Source organism: Xanthomonas sp. CFBP 8151 (assembly GCF_011761885.1).
GTDB classification, from domain to species: domain Bacteria; phylum Pseudomonadota; class Gammaproteobacteria; order Xanthomonadales; family Xanthomonadaceae; genus Xanthomonas; species Xanthomonas arboricola_B.
This window is the reverse complement of sequence record NZ_JAASQZ010000001.1, coordinates 762,924-784,945: the sequence shown is the minus strand read 5'-3', so window position 1 is coordinate 784,945 and position 22,022 is coordinate 762,924. Positions and strand designations below refer to the sequence as shown.

Here is a 22,022-nt window from a genome sequence, read left to right as displayed (position 1 = left end):
CCCCTAGAGTTTTTTGTGAAGTTATCCGCCCACGGGCCACTTCCCCTGGGCGCCGCGCGACGGTTGCCACGTGCAGGGCAGTCAAAGCAGGAATCATGCCAACTCGTCGACATGTCCCCGTAAATCCCCCGGAGCAAATGATGCCCGATCTTGTGAGAGACGCATCTACTTTGTAACGGATCTGCGACCGGCTGGGAACTCGGACGGCTCGAGTCATAAGCTGACGCACAGTGTCACTTTCACTGCCATCTATCGCCCCCCCTCCTCAGACCCTGCGGAAAGACGAGGATGCCAGATGATCTGGAACCGGCTAACATCCCGCTTGTATCCGCCTGGGGATGGCGGCTGGGGATAGCTAATGTCAGCAGTGCGCAGTGCAATCAAGAAAAAACCGGCAACCACTGCCGATCAGATGAGTCCGTTTGTGTGGGAAGGCACAGACAAGCGCGGCGTGAAGATGAAGGGTGAGCAGACTGCCCGAAACGCCAATTTGCTGCGCGCAGAACTCCGCCGTCAAGGCATCAATCCAACTGTGGTCAAGGTCAAGCCGAAGCCATTGTTTGGTGCAGCAGGCAAGAAGATTACTGCCAAAGACATTTCGTTCTTCAGTCGACAAATGGCAACGATGATGAAATCTGGCGTCCCCATTGTAGGGGCCCTTGAGATCATCGGCAGTGGTCAAAAGAATCCCCGCATGCGCACAATGATCGGCCAGATCCGTACTGACATTGAAGGCGGCTCTTCGCTCCACGAAGCAATCAGCAAACATCCAGTTCAGTTTGACGAACTTTATCGAAACTTGGTTCGAGCAGGCGAAAGCGCGGGTGTCTTAGAGACGGTCCTTGATACCATAGCTAGCTACAAAGAAAACATCGAGGCGCTCAAGGGCAAGATCAAAAAAGCCCTGTTCTATCCTGCGATGGTGATGGCGGTGGCGTTGCTAGTTAGCTCCATCTTGCTCATCTGGGTGGTTCCCCAGTTTGAAGATGTTTTCAAAGGCTTTGGCGCAGAGCTTCCGGCTTTCACACAATTGATTGTCAATGCGTCGCGTTTCATGGTTTCTTACTGGTGGGCACTGCTAATCGTCGCTGTTGGAACTGTTGGCGGGCTTATTTTCGCCTATAAACGGTCCCCGGCTATGCAACATGGTATGGATCGGCTGATTTTGAAGGTACCTGTTATTGGACAAATCATGCACAACAGCTCCGTAGCACGCTTCGCTAGAACGACTGCCGTAACGTTCAAGGCCGGCGTGCCCTTGGTGGAGGCGCTGAGTATCGTTGCTGGCGCTACGGGCAACTCGGTTTATGAAGAGGCAGTGCTGCGCATGCGTGACGATGTTTCTGTTGGTTATCCTGTGAATGTGGCCATGAAGCAGGTCAACCTCTTTCCGCATATGGTTGTCCAGATGACTGCTATTGGTGAGGAAGCTGGTGCACTGGATGCAATGCTGTTCAAAGTTGCCGAGTATTTTGAGCAAGAGGTTAACAATGCAGTTGACGCGCTTAGCAGCCTGCTAGAACCCATGATCATGGTATTCATTGGTACCATTGTCGGCGGCATGGTCATCGGCATGTACCTGCCCATCTTCAAGCTCGCTTCGGTGGTTGGATAAGACGTAATGGCATTTCTCGACCAGCATCCCGGTCTCGGCTTTCCTGCCGCGGCCGGACTGGGACTGCTGATCGGCAGCTTCCTGAACGTGGTGATCCTGCGCTTGCCCAAGCGCATGGAATGGCAGTGGCGGCGCGATGCGCGCGAGATCCTGGAGTTGCCGGACATCTATGAGCCGCCGCCGCCGGGCATCGTAGTGGAGCCATCGCACGACCCGGTCACCGGCGACAAGCTCAAGTGGTGGGAGAACATCCCGCTCTTCAGCTGGCTGATGCTGCGCGGCAAGTCGCGCTACAGCGGCAAGCCGATCTCCCTCCAATACCCATTAGTCGAGTTGCTGACCTCGATACTGTGCGTGGCCAGCGTCTGGCGCTTCGGCTTCGGCTGGCAGGGCTTCGGCGCCATCGTGCTGAGCTGCTTCCTGGTGGCGATGTCGGGCATCGACCTGCGCCACAAGCTGCTGCCGGACCAGCTGACCTTGCCGCTGATGTGGCTGGGTCTGGTCGGCTCGATGGACAACCTCTACATGCCGGCCAAGCCGGCCCTGCTGGGCGCGGCGGTCGGCTATGTCTCGCTGTGGACGGTGTGGTGGCTGTTCAAGCAGCTCACCGGCAAGGAAGGCATGGGCCACGGCGACTTCAAGCTGTTGGCCGCGCTCGGTGCCTGGTGCGGGCTGAAAGGCATTCTGCCGATCATCCTGATCTCCTCGCTGGTCGGCGCCATCCTCGGCTCGATCTGGCTGGTGGCCAAGGGCCGCGACCGCGCCACCCCGATCCCGTTCGGCCCCTACCTGGCCATCGCCGGCTGGGTGGTGTTCTTCTGGGGCAACGACCTGGTGGACGGCTACCTGCACTTCGCAGGCCTGCGTTGACCGGGGTACGGCGATGAGCGACTTCATCGTCGGCCTCACGGGTGGCATCGCCTCCGGCAAGAGCGCCCTCGCCGCCGAGTTCGAGAAACTGGGCGTGCCGGTCATTGATGCGGATGTCGTTGCGCGGCGGGTTGTGGAGCCCGGCCCCATTCTTGATGCCATCGCCGATCGCTTCGGACGCGCCATCTTGTTGCCGGATGGCGCGCTAGATCGCTCCGCCTTGCGCCAAATTGTCTTTGCCGATCCACTTCAACGGAAGGCGCTCGAAGCCATCACTCACCCCGCCATCCGCGACGAACTGCGTCGCGCCGCACTGGCTGCCCGGGGACCGTACACCATCGTGGCGATCCCGCTGCTTGCCGAAGCCGGAGGACGTGCCACCTACCCGTGGCTGGACCGCATCCTAGTAGTCGATGTCCCGGCCGCCTTGCAGCACGCGCGCCTCATGCGACGCGATGGCGCAACACCCGAATTGGCAAGTCGGATGATCGCCGCACAGGCGACGCGCAAACAGCGAGAAGCCATCGCCGACGATATTGTCAGCAATGAAAAGACTCCGGAGCGATTGGAGCAGATCGCGCGCAGGTTGGATGTCGCCTATCGAGTAGCCGCTTCAGAGCATTAGCGCTTGATCATAGACAGTGGTGGTGAGGCCGTGGTTGCAAATCCATATCACGAGCATCGGAGAGACACGCTACTTTTTCGCGCTGCAGGAATGCGAACAATGCGCCCAGTGAGACTTCGGGCATAGTCGCAGTGAATTCCTCCCCTTATCCCGGCCTTTATTTAGCAGTCAAGGAAGAAAGCAATGCACACCCAAAGCAATGATTCATCCGCCACCCCATTGAATGGGTCGTCGTTATTTTCTCAAAGGCGATTCACTGCAATCGCGCTACAACAAATATCAAGCCTTGTTTTAATGACGGCGCTTTGCTTTCCTACCTTTGCCGTACTCGCTCAAGACTTCGAAGTTAGCAAAATCCCACCACTGACCGGTGAATTCAACCCTGAGATTGACAATTATGGAGCTGGCTGCCAAATCCTCCAATGTGGAGGACAAGGCAACGGGCTATGGAATGGACAGCCCGCATCAATCGTAGTTATCAGCTATACGGGGCCGGAAGGACCAGAACTTCGTCCATACACGGCGGCTGGTTTTTTAGCAGCAAATAATTGCACCACAGACAATTCCTCATGCCGACCTTCAAGCAGCGGTTATTCCCCTATATTACTGGCAAAACATTGGCAATGCCCAGCCGGATTCGATCCCAATCCAAACAACTTCATGACATGCATTCGTCGGCCAATTGATCCGGGAAAGAATAACGAATGTGACGCCTCAACATCTGGCTCTTGCACTGCGGGAAATCCGGTCAATTTTTTCACTGGCGCCAAACTACAGAAAGATATTGATTTCTCTGCGCCCGCCACCAAACTCCAATTCGTTCGCTTTTACACCAGCGGAAATATTGGGCTTGATGCCGGCTCTCCGCTAGGCATTGAGTGGCGGCACTCTTACATGCGGTCCATCAGAGCCAACTTAACGTCGGGCTCGAAAACCGTTCTGCTCACAAGACCAAGTGGCAACTCTTACTTGTTTAAGAACGAGGGAAGCGGCAAATGGCATGCAGAAAGCGACGTGCGCTACGTACTCGAGGAAGTTAGGGAGGACGGGGCGCTGGTCAACTGGCATGTCCACGCCCCCGATCAGACCATCGAAGAGTTTGATGCAGCTGGCAACTTGCAGAAAATTGACTACCCTGACGGCGATTTTGTAACCCTTCGCTATACAGAAGGAAAAATCTCAGCAGTGACTGATGCGACCGGACGGAGTCTTACTTTTGCATACAAATATGGGCAACTAGACTTTATCACGCTACCGGATGGACAGAGCTTGACGTACGCTTTTGATGATAAGAACCGATTGCAAAGTGCTTCAACGCAGGGCGGCTCAGTCAGATCATATTTTTACCAGAACAAGGAGTTTCCCAGCGCCCTAACGGGAATCGTTGATGAGCAAGGCATCCGATTCGCATCCTGGGAATACGATCAATCAGGTAGAGGAACACGCAGCTATCATGGCGCAGCCTCGGATCCGATCGATGACACAAAGATCGCCTATGACCAAAGCTCGGCAACGGTAACAAGCGCGCTAGGCGCTTCCTCTTCGTTTGCCATGACCGTTAGCTACGGGCGGGCCAAATTTGCGTCGGCGACTGCCCATTGCCCCGCATGCGGTACCTCGCAGAGCATCAAGAGCCAAACCTACGATGTCTTGGGCTATGCCGATGTCAAGCAGTACTTCAATGGCACGAAGGTAGATGAAGATTACAACGCGCGCGGACTTCGCACCCTGGAAACAACATCGCGCGACGGCCTCACCATAAAAACTGTTGCAGTCGACTGGCATCCCACCCTCCCCACTCCTGTCGCCAGATCGATTTATTCTAGCGCTGGCGACCTCTATCAGAAGCAAGAGTGGACGCTCACCCAACGTGGACAGATCCTGACTTCCACTATAACGGATGGTAAAACCGGTACTGTCAGAAAGGATATGAGCAGCTTCTGCGAACAGTCAGATGTTGATACGGGCTCTAGTTGCCCACGCATCGGACTGCAGCTGACCGCTCAGCACTACGATGGTGCTCTATGGCAAGCCACACGCTTCAACTATTACATGGCCGATGACGCAGGCTGCGCTTCTACCACCAGCAGCTGCCCGCACCGCAAAGGCGACTTGTGGAAAGTCACTAACGCCCTAGGCCAAGTCACCGAATACCTCGCCTACGACGGCGCCGGCCGCCCACTATCCATCAAGGACACCAACGGCATCGTCACCGATTACACCTATCACCCGCGCGGTTGGCTTACCGCCAGCAAGGTGCGCGGAAGCGATGCATCCAGCGAGGCCGATGACCGCATCACCCGCATCGACTACTGGCCCACCGGTCTGGTCAAGCAGGTCACCCAGCCCGATGGCGCGTTCACTGCCTTCACCTACGATGCGGCGCATCGGCTGACCGATATCACCGATAACGCGGGCAACACTGTCCACTACACGCTGGACAACGCCGGCAATCGCGTCAAGGAAGACACCCAGGACGCGGCCGGTACGTTGAAGCGCACGCTCTCGCGTGTCTACAACCAGCTCGGCCAACTCAAGACGCAGGCCACCGCGGGCAGCGACCCCACCGATTTCGAGTACGACGCCAACGGCAACGCCACCAAGGTGACCGATGCATTGGCAACCGCGACGCAGAGCGAATACGACCCGCTAAACCGGCTGTCGCGCACGCTGCAGGATGTAGCCGGCATCAAGGCCGACACCACATTCGACTACGACGCGCTGGACAACCTCACCAAGGTCACCGACCCCAAGGGTCTGGACACCAAATACGCCTACAACGGCTTCGGCGATCTGGTGAAGCTCACCAGCCCGGACACTGGCGTCACCAGCTACACCTACGACAGCGCCGGCAACCGCGCCACCCAGACCGACGCGCGCGGCAATACCACCGCCTACGGCTACGACGCGCTCAATCGCCTGACCAAGGTCACCTACCCCACCAGCGGCCTCAACGTCACTTACACCTACGACGTGACGCAGACGGCCTGCACGAGCGGGGAGACCTTCTCCATCGGCCGCCTGACCAAGATGCAGGACGGCGGCGCCATCACCCAGTACTGCTACAACCGCTTCGGCGATCTGGTGCGCAAGGTGCAGACCAGCAACAGCAAGGCGTTGGTGCTGCGCTACGACTACACCGTCGGCGGCCAGTTGCGCCGCATGATCTATCCGGACGGGGCGGTGGTCGATTATGTGCGCAACTCGCAAGGCCAGACCACCGAGGTCGGCGTGACCCCGGCCGGCGGCAGCCGCCAGGTGCTGCTGGGCAACGCCAGCTACTACCCGTTCGGTCCGGCTGCCGGCTGGACCTATGGCAATGGCCGCATCCTCGCCCGCCAGTACGATCTGGACTACCGCCCGCAGGCGATTCAGGACACCCGCCCGGGCGGGCTGGACGTGGGCTTCGGCTTCGACCCGGCCGGCAACCTCACCGCATTGACGCCCGCTGGCAATCCCACGCCGGAGATCGGCCTGGGCTACGACGCGCTGGGCCGCCTGACCGGCCTCAAGGACGGCCGCACAGGCACGCTGATCGACGGCTATAGCTTTGATGCCACCGGCAACCGCCTCAGCGCCAAGGTCGGCACGGCCATGCAGGCCTACACCTACCCGGCCGACAGCCACCGCCTCAGTGCGGTGGCCGGCGTGGCCCGCAGTTACGACGCTACCGGCAACACCACCGCCATCGGCGGCACCGCGCGCCAGTACACCTACGACACCACCGGCCGCATGACCCAGGCCCGCCGCGCCGGCGCGGTGACCATGAACTACCGCTACAACGGCCGTGGCGAGCAGGTGCGCCGCTTCTTAGGCACCACCAACACCTACACGCTCTATGACGAAGCAGGCCATTGGCTAGGCGACTACGACAGCAACGGCGCGCCCAAGCAGCAGGCGATCTGGCTGGACGATCTACCGGTCGGCCTGCTGGCCAACGCGAACACGCTGCACTACATCGAACCCGATCATCTGGGCAGTCCGCGCGTGGTGATCGACCCAACCCGCGATGTGGCGGTGTGGACATGGAGCTTGAAGGGCGAAGCCTTCGGCAACACCGCGCCGAATCAGGATCCGGATGGCGATGGTGCGGCGCTGGTGTTGGATATGCGCTTCCTGGGGCAGCGGTTTGATGCGGCGAGTGGGTTGAATCAGAACTACTTCAGGGACTATGACCCCACCACCGGGCGATACGGACAGAGTGATCCGATTGGCTTGAGAGGTGGCAGCAGCACTTTTGGATACGCATTGCAGGCTCCTTTTGTCCACATGGATTTTTATGGCTTGGCAACTTGGAAAGGCTCTACTTTTGGAGTTGGTGTCGGGGCAGGAAAGTTCGGCTTGAACATAGACTTCTATCAAGTCACTTCCCCCTGTCCGGGTGGCGGACTCGCATCTGCCTATGTGATGGCAGTCGGAGGCGCAGGTGGATTAGGGGCACCAATTTCAATGGCTGGTTCGCAAGTAGAACTCATGGACTCCAATGATGTGCCAGACCCTGATGTGTTCAACGGTCCTTATGCGAAGTTCTCTGCAGGATCAGTTTCATTTGGCCTGGGCTATCAGATGTATCAAAAAATATCGATTGGTGGAGCCTGGTGGAACTTCGGCGCTGGAGCTGAGAGCACAGGATGGCATCAGAGACAAGGCGGATTTGACGCCACTATTTATGGCGCTGCGGCAGGAAATGCCGTAGTTATCCAGCAGAAAAAATGTTCATGTGAAGCGCAATGAAGCTGGCTTATATCCTAGCGATGCTTGCGGGTGGATTTTTTCTTGGGCTAGGGGGTCTTATTCGATGGGGATCGTTCTTAGCTGCGCCTCAAACTAAGCCTTTCCGATCAGCTTGGGACAAGAGAGGTTTAATAATGGCAATCGCAGGCGCGTCGTGGATGATCCTCGTTACGGTAATTTACGAATCACTTCGCTAGCGTTTTAGTTCTGCTCGTCAAAAAAGGAACCATTTAATGACTAACAGAAGTATCTAAGGCTAGCCACTGTGGCGGCTAGACATAGGCAAGACTGATTGTCGCCAGACAGTTGACATCCCACACAACCAGTAGCAACCTCTGCCTCAAGGAGCGTAGAAACTCCTCTAGTAGCGGTACCCACCTCCGTCAAACTGGTGGGTTTTTTGTGCCTGCCTGCAGGTACAAACCGACGCGATGCCTGCGTCGGGAGGGCGGCTAATACAACACTCCTTCGGGAGGAATACGCCCGCCGACTACTAGCGGTTTCTAACCTCCCGACATCCCGTCGCCGGCCGGCGACGGTGCCTATTTTTCGAAGGAGGCGTTGTCATGACAGATGCATCGGTATTGGCTGGTGAGCGTCGTCGCTCCGTGGTGCTGGCGGAGGTGAGGCGATGAGCCGGGCGCAGTCTCCAACCGCCAAGCGGTCCAAATCAAATACCAAGCGCGCCGCTTCCTCCAAGCGAGCAGCCACGCCGGTAAAGGACACGCAGCCCATGCGGCTGGTGCCGTCACCCACGTTCGATGTGGACAACCTCGCCTTCGACCGTCACCACAGGCCCCGCGTGGACGATCTGCCGCCGCGGCCACCGCGCAAGGCACGCACGCCCACACGCTGCACGGTGGGCTATGCGTTCTACGATGCAGAACCCGGCCGACCGCACAGCCAGCGCATTCCCAGCGTGCGCTTGCGCGGGATTTGGCTGGAGCAGTTGGGATTTGCGGTTGGGTGCAAGCTGCAGATCACTGCGCGTGCGGGCGAGTTGGTGGTGACGGTGGTGGAGCGCTGAGCTGGGTTTTGGGTGCGGATGTTGTCTGCAAGCCCCGGCGTGGGGGCGTCATGGGTAAGGCTGTCGCGCCCGGGTGTGCTCCTACGGGAGTGTGGGTGGTGGTTAGCGATGGAAGGCGAGTGTTGCGATGACGCCGCGCTGCTGGCCTGGGCGTACGCTGACGCGCCAGCCGTAGAGGTCGCACAGCCGGCTGACGATCGACAGGCCGATGCCGCCGCCTTGCGAGTGGCCGGCGTGGGTGCCGCGGTAGCCGCGCTGGAACAGTTTGGCGGCGTCTTCCTCGCTCAGGCCGGGGCCGGAGTCGATCACTTCCACCGCATCGCCAAGCACGCGCACGCGCACCTGGCCGTCCTGGGTGTACTTGACCGCGTTGCCGATCAGGTTGCCCAGCGCCACCGACAAAGCAGATTCGGGCGCGTCGATGACCAGGTCGCGCTCGCCTTCCAGCAGCAGCTCCAACTGTTTGCCGCCCAGCTGGGCGCGGTGCGCGTCGATCAGTTGCTCGGCCACCTTGGCGACATTGCTGCTGCCCTGCCCGCGTTCGTTGCGCGAGAGCAGCAGCAGCGAGCCGATCAGGTCGCTGCACTGCAGTTCGGCGCGCTGGATGCGCTGCAGGCGTTGCAGCATCTTTTCGTCGAGATTGGGCTTGGTGAGCAGCAGTTCGGTGGCGCCGCGGATCACCGCCAGCGGCGTGCGCAATTCGTGGCTGACGTCGGCGTTGAATTCGCGGTCGCGCTGCACCACCTCGGTGAGGCGGGCCGAGTAATCGTCCAGCGCTTCGGCCAGCTGGCCCACTTCATCGTCGGGGAAGTGCGCGGCCAGCGGCTTGGGCTCGCTGGTGCCGCCGCGGTAGGCACGCAGGCGGGCGGCCAGGTCCGACACCGGGCGCATGACCTTGGACGCCGACCACCAGCCAATCAGCAGCGAGAAGCCGCTGAACACCAGCACCGAAAGCATCAAGGTGCGCTTGAGCTGAATCTCGCCCTTGATGGTCTGGGTCATGTCATAGGCGAGGAAGAACCACTCGCTCGGCGTCTTGCGCACGGCCAGCTTGTACGAATAGGCATTGCCGTTTTCGTCCACGCCGGAGATGGTGTGGATGCCGTCCGGGAACTGGTACCACTCCGGCTGTTCCAGCCGCAGCGCTTCGAACTTGTCGCTTTTGACCACCCGCCCACGCATCTGCTGCACCGGCAGGTCGGGGTTACGCAGCGGGTCGGAATAGAAGCGCTGCGCAAAGGCGTCGATATTGCGGTTCATCACGTCTTCCACCAACTGGTTTTCCACGCGCGAGCGCGCCCAGTTGGTGGCGAAAGCGAACAGCGTGGTCAGGCAGAAGCCCAACAACACGAACGACAGAATGATGCGGCTACGCAGGCGCCGCCGGTAGCGGCCGCGCCTACGGGCGGGCCGCGCGCTGTTATTGCTTTCAGGCATCGGGCGAGGCGATGCGATAGCCGATGCCGTGACGGGTCTGGATCATCGGTACGTCGAAAGGCTTGTCGACCACCGCACGCAGGCCATGGATATGCACGCGCAACGAATCCGAATCGGGCAGCTCCTCGCCCCAGACGCGGGTTTCTAGCTCCTGGCGGGTGACCACGGCCGGCGAGGCTTCCATCAGCGACTGCAGGATCTTCAACGCAGTGGGGTTGAGCTGCAGCAGCTTGCCGCGGCGACGCACTTCCAGCGTGTCCAGGTTGTATTCCAGATCGCCGGTTTCCAGCACGCGGGTGTGCACGCCCTTGCCACGGCGCGACAGCGCGTTGAGCCGGACCTCCACTTCCTGCAGCGCGAACGGCTTGATCAGGTAGTCGTCCGCGCCGGAGTCGAAACCGGCCAACTTGTTGTCCAGCGAATCGCGTGCGGTGAGCATCAGCACCGGTGTCTGCTTGCGCGCTTCGTTGCGCAGCTTGCGACACACCTCGATGCCATCCATGCCGGGCAGGTTGAGGTCGAGCACGATGGCGTCGAACTCGTGCACCACGGCCAGATGCAGACCGGTCACGCCGTCGGCGGCAAAGTCCACCGTGTGGCCGCGGTCTTCGAGATAGTCGCCCAGATTGGCGGCGATATCGCTGTTGTCTTCAATTACTAGAATTCGCACTGGAACCTCATTGGTTAATCTGTTTTTTTAGCGCTGGCGCCGAGAAGTGTCGTCCTGACTCACCGTCGTCTGACGGCAACACTCGGCGGCGGTCATACCCTGTCTGCTACTCGTCTGCGAACCAGATGCACGCGCGCGCCGGCAATTGGCCGACCATCTTCGCCTGCCTTGATCAAAATCTGGGTGATGGGCTCCTGATCGCCATGCAACGCTGCGCCCTGGTGCGGCTGCAGCGCGACGACGTCCGGCTGCGCCTCCAATGCGGCTTGGTTGCGATCGGGTACCGCCGCCACCTTAGCGCGCTCATCCTGACTGATCTCGGAGTGCTTCTCGCTTTTGTGCAGATCGCTACGCACCTGCTCCGCCGGTGGCTTGGGTGGCATGTCGCCACCGACCGCCGCTGCGCAGGCGGAGGTGATCAGCAAACCGATCACGCCGAACAGCATTGCGATGCTGACTTGCCTGGCCATGCCGACGCCTCCTTGTGTGCCTGAGCGATTTAACATCAGCGAATGTAGACGCGAAGCCTGGGGGCAGCAAGCCGCCACATAAAAAGGCCCAAGTGCGACAACGCACCTGGGCCAAAAGTTCATCCCGATCACCGTCACTGCCGAGAGCGGAGCCACGGTCGGGTGAGGCTAGCGAGGAAAGGATTAGATTTTTGTTAAATTTTCGATAACAAAGTTGGTGGCCCGATCAGCGGATCGACTGCTCCAGGTGCTGGATGATCGCCGCCGCCACATCCACTTCGCAGACGCCTTCCACGCCTTCCAGTCCGGGGGTCGAATTGACCTCGAGCACCAACGGCCCGCGCCGTGAACGGATCAGATCCACACCGGCCACCGCCAGGCCCAGCGCGCGTGCCGAACGTACCGCGACCTCCTGCTCCTGCTCGCTGGCCTGGGCTACCGCGGCACTGCCGCCCAGATGCAGGTTGGAACGAAAGTCGCCCTCGGCCGCCTGCCGGCGCATGGCGGCAACGACCCGGTCGCCGACCACGAAGCAGCGCAGGTCCGCCCCCTCCGCCTCGCCGATGAACTCCTGCACGATGAAGTTGGCGTATAGCCCGCGCAGCGCCTCGACCACGCCGCGCGAGGCGCTGGCTTTCTCGGTCAAGATCACTCCCGCGCCCTGCGCGCCTTCGTTCAACTTCACCACATGCGGCGGCGGGCCGAGCATCGACAGCAGGTCCTGGGTGTCGTCCGGGTTGTCGCCGAACACGGTCACCGGCATGTCGATGCCTTGCGCGGCCAGCAACTGATGCGCGCGCAACTTGTCGCGCGAGCGCAGGATGGCGTCGGACGGGTTGGGCGTGTAGGTGCCCATGAATTCGAGCTGGCGCAACACGGCGGTGGCATAGCGCGTGACCGAGGCGCCGATGCGCGGGATCACCGCGTCGAACCCGGTGATCGGTTTGCCCTTGTAGTGCAGGCTGAAACCGTCGGCGGCGATACGCATGTAGCAGCGCAGCGGGTCGAGGATGCGCACGGTGTGGCCACGCTTGCGCCCGGCCTCGATGAGCCGCCGGGTCGAATACAACTTGCTGTTGCGGGAAAGAATGGCGATCTTCATCGCGGCAGGTGTACGGCGCGGCCTGGACATGGTCGGAGTCTGATGACGGAGTGACCCAAGTCCGTAGGTCTGCCGGTCGATTGCACACGCGGGCAGCGTCACGGCCCTGCACGTTGCGTTCGACGGGTGTGCGACGGCCCCGAGAATGGGAGCGGGAGCGACGCAGCAAGGCAGCTGTCACACTGCATGCGCTGCGCGGCTTCGACGGCCTGGATGCTAGCAGGGCGGCTGCGCAGCACTCAAGCGCGTGCGTACGTCGGCACAGGTGGTGTAGACGCACGATGTGTGGCGGCGGTCGCGCAGACAACGCAGCAGACGTGCCCGATTCGACGCATCAGATCCGCGTCGGCGCGCTCGTCGCCGGTGTCTGCGCCAGGAAGAATGAGTGGCGACCGCGCGCGGCGTCGACCGCCCTCACGCCGCCGCCCTGTCGTCATGACGCAGTTTGCACAGCTGAACCCGCAATGCTTGAGCTCCCTCAATGCCGGCATGCCGGCGCACCCGAGACTCTCAATGCGACGTCCAGCAAGCGCGGCTTACGCCAACCCCTCCCGCATCCGCCAAGGACGCCCGTTTCCGCGCGGCGCCGTCTTCGATGGTCAGGGCACCAATTTTGCGTTGTTTTCCGCGCACGCCACGCGCGTGGAACTGTGCCTGTTCGACGAACAGGGCACCGAAGTGCGGGTGGATCTTCCGGAATACACCAACGAGATCTGGCACGGCTACCTGCCGGACGTCAAACCGGGCCAGCGTTACGGCTACCGCGTGCATGGCCCGTATGAGCCGACCGAAGGCCACCGCTTCAATCACAACAAGCTGTTGATGGACCCGTACGCGCGCGAGATGGATGGCGACCTGATCTGGGCAGACGAACTTTACGGTTATACCGTGGGTCACCCCGATGGTGATCTGAGCTTCGACGAGCGCGACAGCGCGCCGTTCATGCCCAAGTGTGTGGTGGTCGAAGACACCTACGACTGGGAAGACGACGCGCGCCTGCTCACGCCGTGGAACGAGACGGTGATCTACGAGACCCATGTGCGTGGTTACACCATGCGCAACCCGCAGGTACCCGAAGCCGTGCGCGGCACCTTTGCCGGCCTGGCACAGCCGCAGGTGCTGCAATACATCAAGGACCTGGGCATCACTGCGGTGGAGCTGTTGCCGGTGCATGCGTACCTGGACGATCAGCACCTGCTGGACAAGGATCTGCGCAATTACTGGGGCTACAACACCATCGGCTTCTTCGCACTGAAGTCGCGCTACCTGTCCAGCGGACATCGCGACGAATTCCGCGACATGGTCAAGGCCATGCACAAGCAGGGCCTGGAAGTGATCCTGGACGTTGTCTACAACCATACCGCCGAAGGCAGCGAGCTGGGGCCGACGCTGTCGTTCAAGGGCATCGACAACGCCAGCTACTATCGCCTTGCCGAAGACAAGCGTTACTACATCAACGATACCGGCACCGGCAACACGCTCAATCTGAGCAACTCGCGGGTGATCCAGTTCGTCAACGATTCGCTGCGCTACTGGGCCGGCGAGATGCATGTGGACGGCTTCCGCTTCGATCTGGCCACGATCCTGGGACGCGAGCCGAGTGGCTTCGACCAGCGCGGTGGTTTCCTGGATGCGTGCAACCAGGATCCGTTGCTGTCGGAGGTCAAGTTAATTGCCGAACCCTGGGACTGCGGCCCCGGCGGCTATCAGGTCGGTCACTTTCCGCCAGGTTGGTCGGAATGGAACGACAAGTTCCGCGACAATGCGCGCGAATTCTGGAAGGGCGAGGACGGCAAGCTGGCCGAGTTCGCCACCCGCTTCACCGGCTCGGCCGATCTGTTCGATCGTCGCGGCCGTCGCCCGTGGGCATCGGTCAATTTCATCACCGCGCACGATGGATTCACCCTGCGCGATCTGGTGAGCTACAACGAAAAGCACAACATCGCCAATGGCGAGGACAATCGCGACGGTTCGTCCAACGATGGTTCCTGCAACTACGGCGAAGAAGGCGACACCGATAACGCGGACGTGCTGCAGATCCGCGAGCGGCAGATGAAGAACCTGCTCGCCACGCTGCTGCTCTCGCAGGGTACGCCGATGATGCTTGCCGGTGACGAGCGTGCACAGTCGCAAGGCGGCAACAACAACACCTATTGCCAGGACAACGAGATCACCTGGCTGGATTGGGAAAACGACCCCACCGCTGGCCGCCTGACCGACTTCGTCAAAGCGCTGACGCAGTTGCGCAAGCGCTATCCAATCCTGTCGCGCGGCCGCTTCCTCAACGGCCAGTACAACGAAGAAGCGGGCCTGCGCGATCTCACCTGGCTCAATCCGGGCGGCACCGAAATGGACGATGCGCACTGGACCGATGCCGGCGCACGCTCGGTGGGGCTGCTGCTGGAAGGCAAGGCACAGACCTCCGGCGTCAAGGAACTGGCCAACGACGCCACCTTGTTGATCGTCATCAACGCTTACCACGAAGGCGTGACCTTCACCCTGCCCTCGGCCGACGAACCGGTGCACTGGAAGTTGGCGCTCTCGACCGACGACGCCCTGGAAGTGGACATGATGCCGGCCGGCGCCAGCGAATTCCTGGCCCCGCCGCGCAGCGTGTCGGTGTTCGAGTGCAAGAACGACCAGTCATCCTGACGCGGTGACACGAACTCGCGGCCTGCCGGATCTCCGGCAGGCCGCGAGTTTTTTTATTGCTTCGACATGTGCGCCGGATGCTTCGGCGTGCACAGGATCCACGCCACCGATCCATGGATGCCGACGCTGTAGGTCGTGTGCGGTGACAGCCTTGTCGGTGATATCCAGACTCCGCATCGCGCGCGTGCAGAATCGCCGCTGGCGCTGACGCAATCGCAGATGGGCTTCACGCCTTGCCGGCGAAACAGCCCGGAGCTGCAGCTGATATCAGTGATGCGTCAGGCGATGCGGGGCAGCGCACTACGCATCGGGTTGTCATTCAACCCGACCTTGAATACGCGAAAACTCAGCCTGGATAGAGCGGGAATCGCTTATCCGGATGGTTGGCCTTCCATTCCTTGTAGGAGCTGGTGCCTTCCCATGCCTTGAACGCGCGCGGGGTGCGACCACGCCCGGACCAGGTTTCGCCGGAATGCGGAATCCAGTATTTGGCCACCACGTCACCCGTGGACGACAGCGGCCCCTTGGATTTGCCGGTCATCGCCAGTGAGGCGATCTGGGACTTCTGCTTGGCATTGAAGCGGCTGCCGAACTGGGTCAGCACCTCGACCACCTGGTCGAACGCTTCCAGCGTCTGGGCATACTTCAGCTGGGCTTCTTCCTGCTCGAGCTTGCGCAGCTCTTCCAGCAATTGGGCTTTGGCGGCGGCAGAGGGTGAAGCGGGCGGAACCTGGCGCATTGGCAAAACTGAGGTTGAAAGGGTCAGCGAGTATTGCCGTTGCGCCGGCTAGCGTAAAGCGGCAGGGCACGCCCGGGCCTGGCTGCGCTCAGCGATGGCGCAGCAAGGCATGCTCGCGCGCCATGGTCAGCACCGGCCCGATGCGCCCGTCCCGGACCAGTTCGCGGCAGTGCTTGCCGACGAACTCGACCCTCGGCGCCGAAAACCACTGAATCACCCGATCCAGCTCGCCGGCGTTGATGGACCAGGCGTGGCAGACCGCCTCGCCCAGCTCTTCCACGCCCACCAGCCCAAGCTCGCGGATCTGCTCGGAATCCAGCGCGAACATCTCCAGCACCTTGCTTGCATCGTCCGGCGTGCCGTACCCAAAACGCATCTGCTCTGCACAGCAACCACTTGAGGCTGCACGCGCGGACTCAGCGCGCCGTATGCCCTTGAGAAGTGCGCCGATGAGTTGAGGATGCGTGGTCGTCATGGTACTGGCTCGATGAGGGCTGCCACTATGCCCATCGCCGCGAGCCTGCTCAATCAGGAGGTTCCTGACCATTCGGCAGGAAACAGCGAAGCGCGCAACTTGCGTCATTCTTCCCGGAGCACCTTGCAATCGCTGTCCGGTCCAGATGCCAGGCGTTATGTCCGGCCGCATCGCTCAAGAGAGGGCGAACGGCAACCATCTGCGGTCCGGCGCTTGACGATAGACGAACTCCCGAGCCCGGTTACCTGTGTGATGAGCCGGCCACACGCTGCATTGCTGCATCGCGGCGCGGGCCTGGCCCAGCGAAAGGAGACTCCAATGCCTACGCAGCCGCGGCCAAACGTTTCAATAGAAAATTCCTATTTGCTAGCAACCCACTTTCACATCACCATCACCTGGCCGGACGTGAGGCCATGAGGCCGCTCCATCTCACGGGGTGTGGAGCACACCCACAGCCGGCATGGCCAATGGCGCTTGTATGCGAGGGAAGCATGCATCTCATCCGGGTTCACCAACGTGCTGTCCATACGGCACTGTTCGTCAGCTACATTGCCCTGCTGTCCTACGCGGGCTGGATTTTCACGCACCTGCCTTAGCGTCGGCGATAGCTGCTACGGCCTCGCACCCCAGTGATGACGCGTCACTGGCCGAGTATGGCGACCGTCGGCATCGTGGACACTGTCCAGCAGCGTCCCGACCTATCTTTCGAAGCACTTATTTGAGGTCACTTGGCTCGACCAGGACGCTATTGGTGCGCCTGTCGGTCTGTGCAAACACACGCGCTCAGGCGAGGGACTGCAGTGCCCAGCCAGCGTGCCCGATGGACGTCAGGCCCTCGCACCCGACAGCTGGCGACTTTTCTGAAGGGCAGAACTACGGTTTGGTGATCGAAATTCCAGTTTTGAAGAAGATTGCCGCTATTGGGACCAATGACAGCCGGCCACCAGCCACGGCCGTCGCTGCTTACCCTGTGATCTTCTTTAGGACGTCCATGATTGCCTTCCTTCAACGTTACAACGTCGGACACCGCTTGGCTGTCGCTTTCGGAATTCTGATCCTTCTTTCGGGCCTGCTTGTGGCCACGGGGCTAGGCACGATGGCTGAGGCACGGGCACAGCTGGATTTCATCGTTCTCGACCGCACCGCCAAGATCCAGATTGGCAACGGGATGCTCGACGCAAATTCCTCGCTGCTGATCGCACTGGGCACTTATTCGATGGCAACCAGTGAAGAGCTCAGTAAGGAAGCACTCGACACCATCACCACGCAGCGTGAGCGCTACACCGATTTACGCACCAAGTTGGACACGCTCTCAAGCTCGGAGGAAGGTCGAAAAATTCGAGCTGAAATGGACGAGCGCCGGGCGACTTCGGTGAAGTTCAACGACGACGTCATGGCGCTGGCTGGCAAGAATGACAAGACTCAGGCCCAGGTCATCCTGAGCGAGAAGGCGCGCCCCGCCATTCTGGCTTGGCAGGGCAAGATCCGTGAGCTCGTCACCCGCCAGGAAGGCCAGAGCCGCCAAGCGTATGCGGACGCCGTCGAGTCGATGGATCGGGGTAAGCTCCTGCTCATCCTGGGTGGCGCGATTGTCGTGTTGGTCAGCAGTCTCCTGGCGTGGCTCATCACCCGCAGCCTGACCCAGCCGCTAGCCCGCGCCACCAAAGTTGCCGAGGCTATCGCCCGTGGTCAGCTAGACAACGACGTGCGCACGCACGCCAAGGACGAAACCGGGCAATTACTGCGCGCCATGCAGGGAATGCAACACCAGCTTCAGGCCTTGCTGGGCGCTCAGGGCGACATGGCCAAGCGCCACGACGAAGGCCAGACCAGCTTCCGTATGGACGCCACTGCGTTCCCGGGCGACTACGGCCGTATGGCGAAAGACACCAATGACCTGGTCGCTTCCCACCTAAGCGTGCAGTCCGATCTGGCACGGATCATGGGACGCTACGCCATCGGCGACCTGAGTGAACGCATGGAGCAACTGCCAGGCGAAAAAGCCGTGCTGACGCAGACCATGGATGAGGTCAAGACAAACCTGTCCGGCATGAACCATGAGATCAGACAGTTGGCGCAAGCCGCTGCCAACGGCGACTTTAGCGCACGCGGCGACGCCGAGCGGTTCCAGTACGACTTCCGGATCATGGTCGAGAGCTTGAACCTTCTCATGGCCACTGCCGACGGCAACCTGCATTCCCTGTCCTCGCTGCTCCAGTCCATTGCCGCAGGCGACCTCACTGCCCGCATGACGGGTGAGTTCAAGGGAGTCTTTGCTCAGATGCGCGACGATGCAAATACCACCGCCTTGCAGCTGGCAGAGATTGTCGGACGCATCCAGCAATCGGCCGTTTCGATCAACTCGGCCGCAAGTGAAATCGCTGCCGGCAACCAGGATCTGTCGCAGCGCACCGAGCAGCAGGCCGCCAATCTCGAGGAAACGGCTGCGTCGATGGAGGAGCTGACCTCCACCGTTCGCCAGAATGCAGAGCACGCACGGCAAGCCAACCAGTTGGCGATCGGCGCGGCAGATGTGGCATCGCAGGGCGGGAAAATCGTTAGCAACGTCGTGGGAACCATGGCGGGGATTGAAGCTTCGTCCAAGAAGATTGCGGACATCATCAGCGTGATCGACGGCATCTCATTCCAGACCAACATCCTGGCCCTGAATGCTGCCGTCGAAGCAGCGCGCGCTGGCGAACAGGGGCGCGGGTTTGCCGTGGTCGCCTCGGAGGTGCGGACCCTCGCCCAGCGCTCCAGCGCCGCAGCCAAAGAAATCAAGACGCTGATCGACGACTCGGTCGAACGCGTGGCCGAAGGATCAACCCTGGTCCACACAGCTGGCTCGACCATGGCGGAAATCGTCGCCAGCGTGCAACGCGTCACCGACATCATGGGAGAGATCTCAGCGGCCTCTCAGGAACAGTCCGCTGGCATTGAGCAGGTCAACACCACGGTCACTCAGATGGATGAAGCGACACAGCAGAACGCAGCACTGGTTGAGGAAGCGACCGCTGCGGCCCGTGCCATGGAAGAGCAAGCCACGCAGCTCACCGGGGCAGTGGCGGTGTTCAAGATTGATCAAGAGAACGCTCTTCCGGTCCAAGCAGCTCCTGCTGCAACCGCCATTGCTAGCTCAAGCAGCAGGAAGACGGCAACGCCACTGAAGACGCCTGCAGAAGTCCTCGCACGACGACGGGCACCACACAAACCCCAGCCCGTCGCCAGCTCCACAGATGGCGCAGGCTGGCAGGAGTTCTGATCCAGCCGACATTGGCCAACGAATGCCCAGATCGCCTCAGCTGGCCGATACGGCGATCGATTCTCCCGACGCACAGATTCTTCTTCACCAAGGCCTACCATGCTAGCCACGATCAAGAGCAAATTCCTGTTGGCATTGCTAGGAACACTGGTTCCCAGCATCCTGCTCTGCCTGTTCCTCCTCCACAGCCTGCACAATTCCAAGGACAGCGTCGGCACGCTCTATAACCGTGATTTCAACGGCTCCGTGCTTGCCAGCACTATCGATGGTCAGTTGACCCGAGTCGACATCAACATCCTGCGTATGATCGCGATCGGATCCCCTGATTTGATTGCGCAGTGGAAGCAGGAAAACGAGAACCGCTTCACTCAGGTCGAAGCCAACATCGCTGAGCTCAAACGGCTGTTGAACAACGAGAGCGAACATTTCGCCCAGTTGCAGAAGATCACCACGAGTTATGCACTGATGCATGAAGGCATGCGGCGCCAAGTTGAGTTGATCGAAGCCGGCGATATTGCCGGCGGCGCGGAAGTCAACCGCACCCAGGTCAAGGACAATGCCGACGCCACCTTCGCCGGGCTTGCCACGCTGCGCGAAGAGCTAGGCAATTCGGCCCAACTGCGTTATCGGCAGCAGCAGGCTGCCAACACGCGTGCAATGACGCTCTCGGCAATTGCGCTAGCACTGATCACCTTAGCCGGCATCAGCATTGCCCTGATACTTGGCAATGCGATTTCTCGTTCGATCCGAGGGGCGGTGACGGCTGTTGAACACCTGTCAAACGGAGTGCTCGATGTCGACGTCAAGGTCACGGGTAAAGACGAGACCGTACAACTGGCCAAGGCGGTCTATCGTATACGTGACCGTTTGCAGGGCGTCATCGCGGCGCAGCTAGAAATGGCGCGCCAACACGAAGTTGGTGCGATCAGCTATCGCATGGATGAAGATGCATTTCCAGGAGAGTATGGCCATATGGTGCGAGATGCCAATGCATTGGCCAGTTCGCACATTGCCGTCATGATGCGCCTTGCACAGATTACCGGACGCTATGCCGTAGGCGATCTTTCCGAGGATATGGATCGTCTACCCGGCGAAAAAGCCGTGCTCACCGAGACGATGGATCAGGTCAAGCACAATTTGACAGCAATCAACAGGGAAATAAGTCGCTTAGCCTCAGCTGCCGCAGCAGGCGACTTCGCTGTGCGAGGAGACACCGAGCGCTTCCAGCATGACTTCCGTGCAATGGTCGCAAGTCTCAATCAACTGATGTCCACCTCCGACACCAATCTGCAATCGCTATCTTCCTTGCTGCAATCCATCGCACAAGGAGACCTGACGGCGCGGATGACCGGTGAATTCAACGGCGTGTTTTCCCAGATGCGGGACGATGCCAATGCCACCGCAGCGCAACTTGCGGAAATCGTGGGACGGATCCAGCACTCTGCACTATCGATTACCACGGCAGCAACCGAAATTGCTGCCGGCAATCAGGACTTATCACACCGGACCGAGCAACAGGCCGCCAACCTGGAAGAGACAGCTGCCTCTATGGAGGAACTGACGTCTACGGTGAAGCAAAACGCCGAACATGCGCGCCAGGCCAATCAGTTGGCGATTGGCGCCGCGCATGTGGCGTCCCAGGGCGGCGACGTGGTGAACAAGGTCGTGGACACCATGTCCGGTATCGAAACCTCATCCAAGAAGATTGCTGACATCATCAGCGTGATTGATGGAATTTCCTTCCAAACCAATATCCTCGCGCTGAATGCTGCAGTGGAAGCTGCCAGAGCCGGCGAGCAAGGACGCGGGTTTGCGGTGGTTGCCTCTGAGGTCCGCACCCTGGCCCAGCGGTCCTCCAGTGCAGCGAAGGAAATAAAAGAACTCATTGATGACTCCGTCCAACGAGTTGCCGAAGGCTCCTCTTTAGTGCATAGCGCCGGCTCTACAATGGCTGAGATCGTTGCTAGCGTGAAGCGCGTCACCGACATCATGGGCAACATCTCGGCAGCCTCGCAGGAGCAGTCGGCTGGCATCGAACAGGTCAATATGACTGTCACTCAAATGGATGAAGCCACTCAACAAAACGCGGCACTGGTTGAGGAAGCGACTGCAGCAGCACGCTCGATGGAGGAGCAGGCAACGCAGCTAAGTGAAGCGGTCTCAGCGTTCAAAATTTCGGCAGGACACAACATCGCTACGGCGGCCACTGGATTCACTAAGAATTCCATGGCGAGTCCACCAGCGCTGCACAAAATAAAGGGAAATCATACAGTCACCTCAAGGCAGGTAACGCCAGCCCCTTCGAGCAGCTTAGCGGCTAGCAGTTGGCAGGAGTTCTAGTTCC

General features: G+C 60.3%; 14 protein-coding genes. 8 read left to right on the top strand and 6 right to left on the bottom strand.

Features of this window, described 5'->3' with window-relative positions; translation table 11 throughout:
- Positions 1-358: 358 nt before the first annotated feature.
- The 5 genes from FHT08_RS03330 (at position 359) to FHT08_RS03310 (ending at position 8,871) form a co-directional block, all read left to right on the top strand.
- Positions 359-1,615 (top strand): type II secretion system F family protein, encoded by a 1,257-nt coding sequence (locus FHT08_RS03330; RefSeq protein ID WP_102251437.1) that lies wholly within the window; start codon positions 359-361, stop codon positions 1,613-1,615.
- Between the two features lie 6 nt (positions 1,616-1,621).
- A complete protein-coding gene (locus FHT08_RS03325; RefSeq protein ID WP_002812278.1) occupies positions 1,622-2,485 on the top strand; it encodes an A24 family peptidase in 864 nt (287 codons plus the stop codon).
- A 13-nt stretch (positions 2,486-2,498) separates the two neighbouring features.
- Positions 2,499-3,110 carry a dephospho-CoA kinase gene (gene coaE, locus FHT08_RS03320; RefSeq protein WP_102251436.1) on the top strand — a complete coding sequence of 204 codons (612 nt, stop codon included), beginning with the start codon at positions 2,499-2,501 and terminating at the stop codon, positions 3,108-3,110.
- 183 nt (positions 3,111-3,293) lie between these two features.
- Entirely contained in the window at positions 3,294-7,844 is a 4,551-nt protein-coding gene (locus tag FHT08_RS19905; protein WP_243848936.1) for an RHS repeat-associated core domain-containing protein, read from the top strand.
- Positions 7,845-8,475: 631 nt separating this feature from the next.
- A complete protein-coding gene (locus FHT08_RS03310; RefSeq protein ID WP_104595706.1) occupies positions 8,476-8,871 on the top strand; it encodes a SymE family type I addiction module toxin in 396 nt (131 codons plus the stop codon).
- A gap of 102 nt (positions 8,872-8,973) precedes the next feature.
- On the opposite strand, the gene FHT08_RS03305 is transcribed toward FHT08_RS03310, so the two are convergent.
- The 4 genes from FHT08_RS03305 to rimK all read right to left on the bottom strand — a co-directional run bounded on the left by FHT08_RS03305 (position 8,974) and on the right by rimK (position 12,580).
- Complete coding sequence (locus tag FHT08_RS03305; RefSeq protein ID WP_166774292.1) at positions 8,974-10,308, bottom strand: HAMP domain-containing sensor histidine kinase; 1,335 nt, start codon at positions 10,306-10,308, stop codon at positions 8,974-8,976.
- The gene (locus FHT08_RS03300; protein WP_006448355.1) at positions 10,301-10,978 is read right to left on the bottom strand and encodes a response regulator transcription factor; all 678 of its coding nucleotides are present in this window, start codon (positions 10,976-10,978) and stop codon (positions 10,301-10,303) included. The genes FHT08_RS03305 and FHT08_RS03300 overlap by 8 nt, the downstream gene beginning before the upstream one ends.
- 92 nt (positions 10,979-11,070) lie before the next feature.
- The gene (locus FHT08_RS03295; protein ID WP_243848935.1) at positions 11,071-11,448 is read right to left on the bottom strand and encodes a hypothetical protein; all 378 of its coding nucleotides are present in this window, start codon (positions 11,446-11,448) and stop codon (positions 11,071-11,073) included.
- Between the two features lie 226 nt (positions 11,449-11,674).
- On the bottom strand, positions 11,675-12,580 hold the full coding sequence (gene rimK / locus FHT08_RS03290) for a 30S ribosomal protein S6--L-glutamate ligase (RefSeq protein ID WP_166774291.1): 906 nt from the start codon (positions 12,578-12,580) through the stop codon (positions 11,675-11,677).
- Between the two features lie 483 nt (positions 12,581-13,063).
- On the opposite strand from rimK, the gene glgX reads away from it, so the two are divergent.
- Entirely contained in the window at positions 13,064-15,202 is a 2,139-nt protein-coding gene (gene glgX, locus FHT08_RS03285; RefSeq protein WP_166774290.1) for a glycogen debranching protein GlgX, read from the top strand.
- A 346-nt stretch (positions 15,203-15,548) separates the two neighbouring features.
- Here the strand turns inward: glgX and FHT08_RS03280 are convergent, their stop codons facing one another.
- The gene (locus FHT08_RS03280; RefSeq protein ID WP_047127095.1) at positions 15,549-15,941 is read right to left on the bottom strand and encodes an H-NS family nucleoid-associated regulatory protein; all 393 of its coding nucleotides are present in this window, start codon (positions 15,939-15,941) and stop codon (positions 15,549-15,551) included.
- Positions 15,942-16,029: 88 nt separating this feature from the next.
- Complete coding sequence (locus tag FHT08_RS03275) at positions 16,030-16,416, bottom strand: hypothetical protein (RefSeq protein WP_166774289.1); 387 nt, start codon at positions 16,414-16,416, stop codon at positions 16,030-16,032.
- A gap of 991 nt (positions 16,417-17,407) precedes the next feature.
- On the opposite strand from FHT08_RS03275, the gene FHT08_RS03270 reads away from it, so the two are divergent.
- Together FHT08_RS03270 and FHT08_RS03265 are read left to right on the top strand one after the other, a co-directional pair.
- A complete protein-coding gene (locus tag FHT08_RS03270; RefSeq protein ID WP_166774288.1) occupies positions 17,408-19,678 on the top strand; it encodes a methyl-accepting chemotaxis protein in 2,271 nt (756 codons plus the stop codon).
- 99 nt (positions 19,679-19,777) lie between these two features.
- On the top strand, positions 19,778-22,018 hold the full coding sequence (locus tag FHT08_RS03265; protein WP_166774287.1) for a methyl-accepting chemotaxis protein: 2,241 nt from the start codon (positions 19,778-19,780) through the stop codon (positions 22,016-22,018).
- Positions 22,019-22,022: the final 4 nt, after the last annotated feature.

Bases quoted from the DNA above. Each gene is read 5' to 3' on its own strand.
- FHT08_RS03330 (WP_102251437.1), top strand. From the start codon at position 359: ATGTCAGCAGTGCGCAGTGCAATCAAGAAAAAACCGGCAACCACTGCC.
- FHT08_RS19905 (WP_243848936.1), top strand. From the start codon at position 3,294: ATGCACACCCAAAGCAATGATTCATCCGCCACCCCATTGAATGGGTCG.
- FHT08_RS03280 (WP_047127095.1), bottom strand. From the start codon at position 15,941: ATGCGCCAGGTTCCGCCCGCTTCACCCTCTGCCGCCGCCAAAGCCCAA.
- glgX (WP_166774290.1), top strand. From the start codon at position 13,064: ATGCGACGTCCAGCAAGCGCGGCTTACGCCAACCCCTCCCGCATCCGC.
- FHT08_RS03310 (WP_104595706.1), top strand. From the start codon at position 8,476: ATGAGCCGGGCGCAGTCTCCAACCGCCAAGCGGTCCAAATCAAATACC.
- FHT08_RS03295 (WP_243848935.1), bottom strand. From the start codon at position 11,448: ATGGCCAGGCAAGTCAGCATCGCAATGCTGTTCGGCGTGATCGGTTTG.
- FHT08_RS03325 (WP_002812278.1), top strand. From the start codon at position 1,622: ATGGCATTTCTCGACCAGCATCCCGGTCTCGGCTTTCCTGCCGCGGCC.
- FHT08_RS03275 (WP_166774289.1), bottom strand. From the start codon at position 16,416: ATGACGACCACGCATCCTCAACTCATCGGCGCACTTCTCAAGGGCATA.
- FHT08_RS03305 (WP_166774292.1), bottom strand. From the start codon at position 10,308: ATGCCTGAAAGCAATAACAGCGCGCGGCCCGCCCGTAGGCGCGGCCGC.
- rimK (WP_166774291.1), bottom strand. From the start codon at position 12,580: ATGTCCAGGCCGCGCCGTACACCTGCCGCGATGAAGATCGCCATTCTT.
- coaE (WP_102251436.1), top strand. From the start codon at position 2,499: ATGAGCGACTTCATCGTCGGCCTCACGGGTGGCATCGCCTCCGGCAAG.
- FHT08_RS03265 (WP_166774287.1), top strand. From the start codon at position 19,778: ATGCTAGCCACGATCAAGAGCAAATTCCTGTTGGCATTGCTAGGAACA.
- FHT08_RS03270 (WP_166774288.1), top strand. From the start codon at position 17,408: ATGATTGCCTTCCTTCAACGTTACAACGTCGGACACCGCTTGGCTGTC.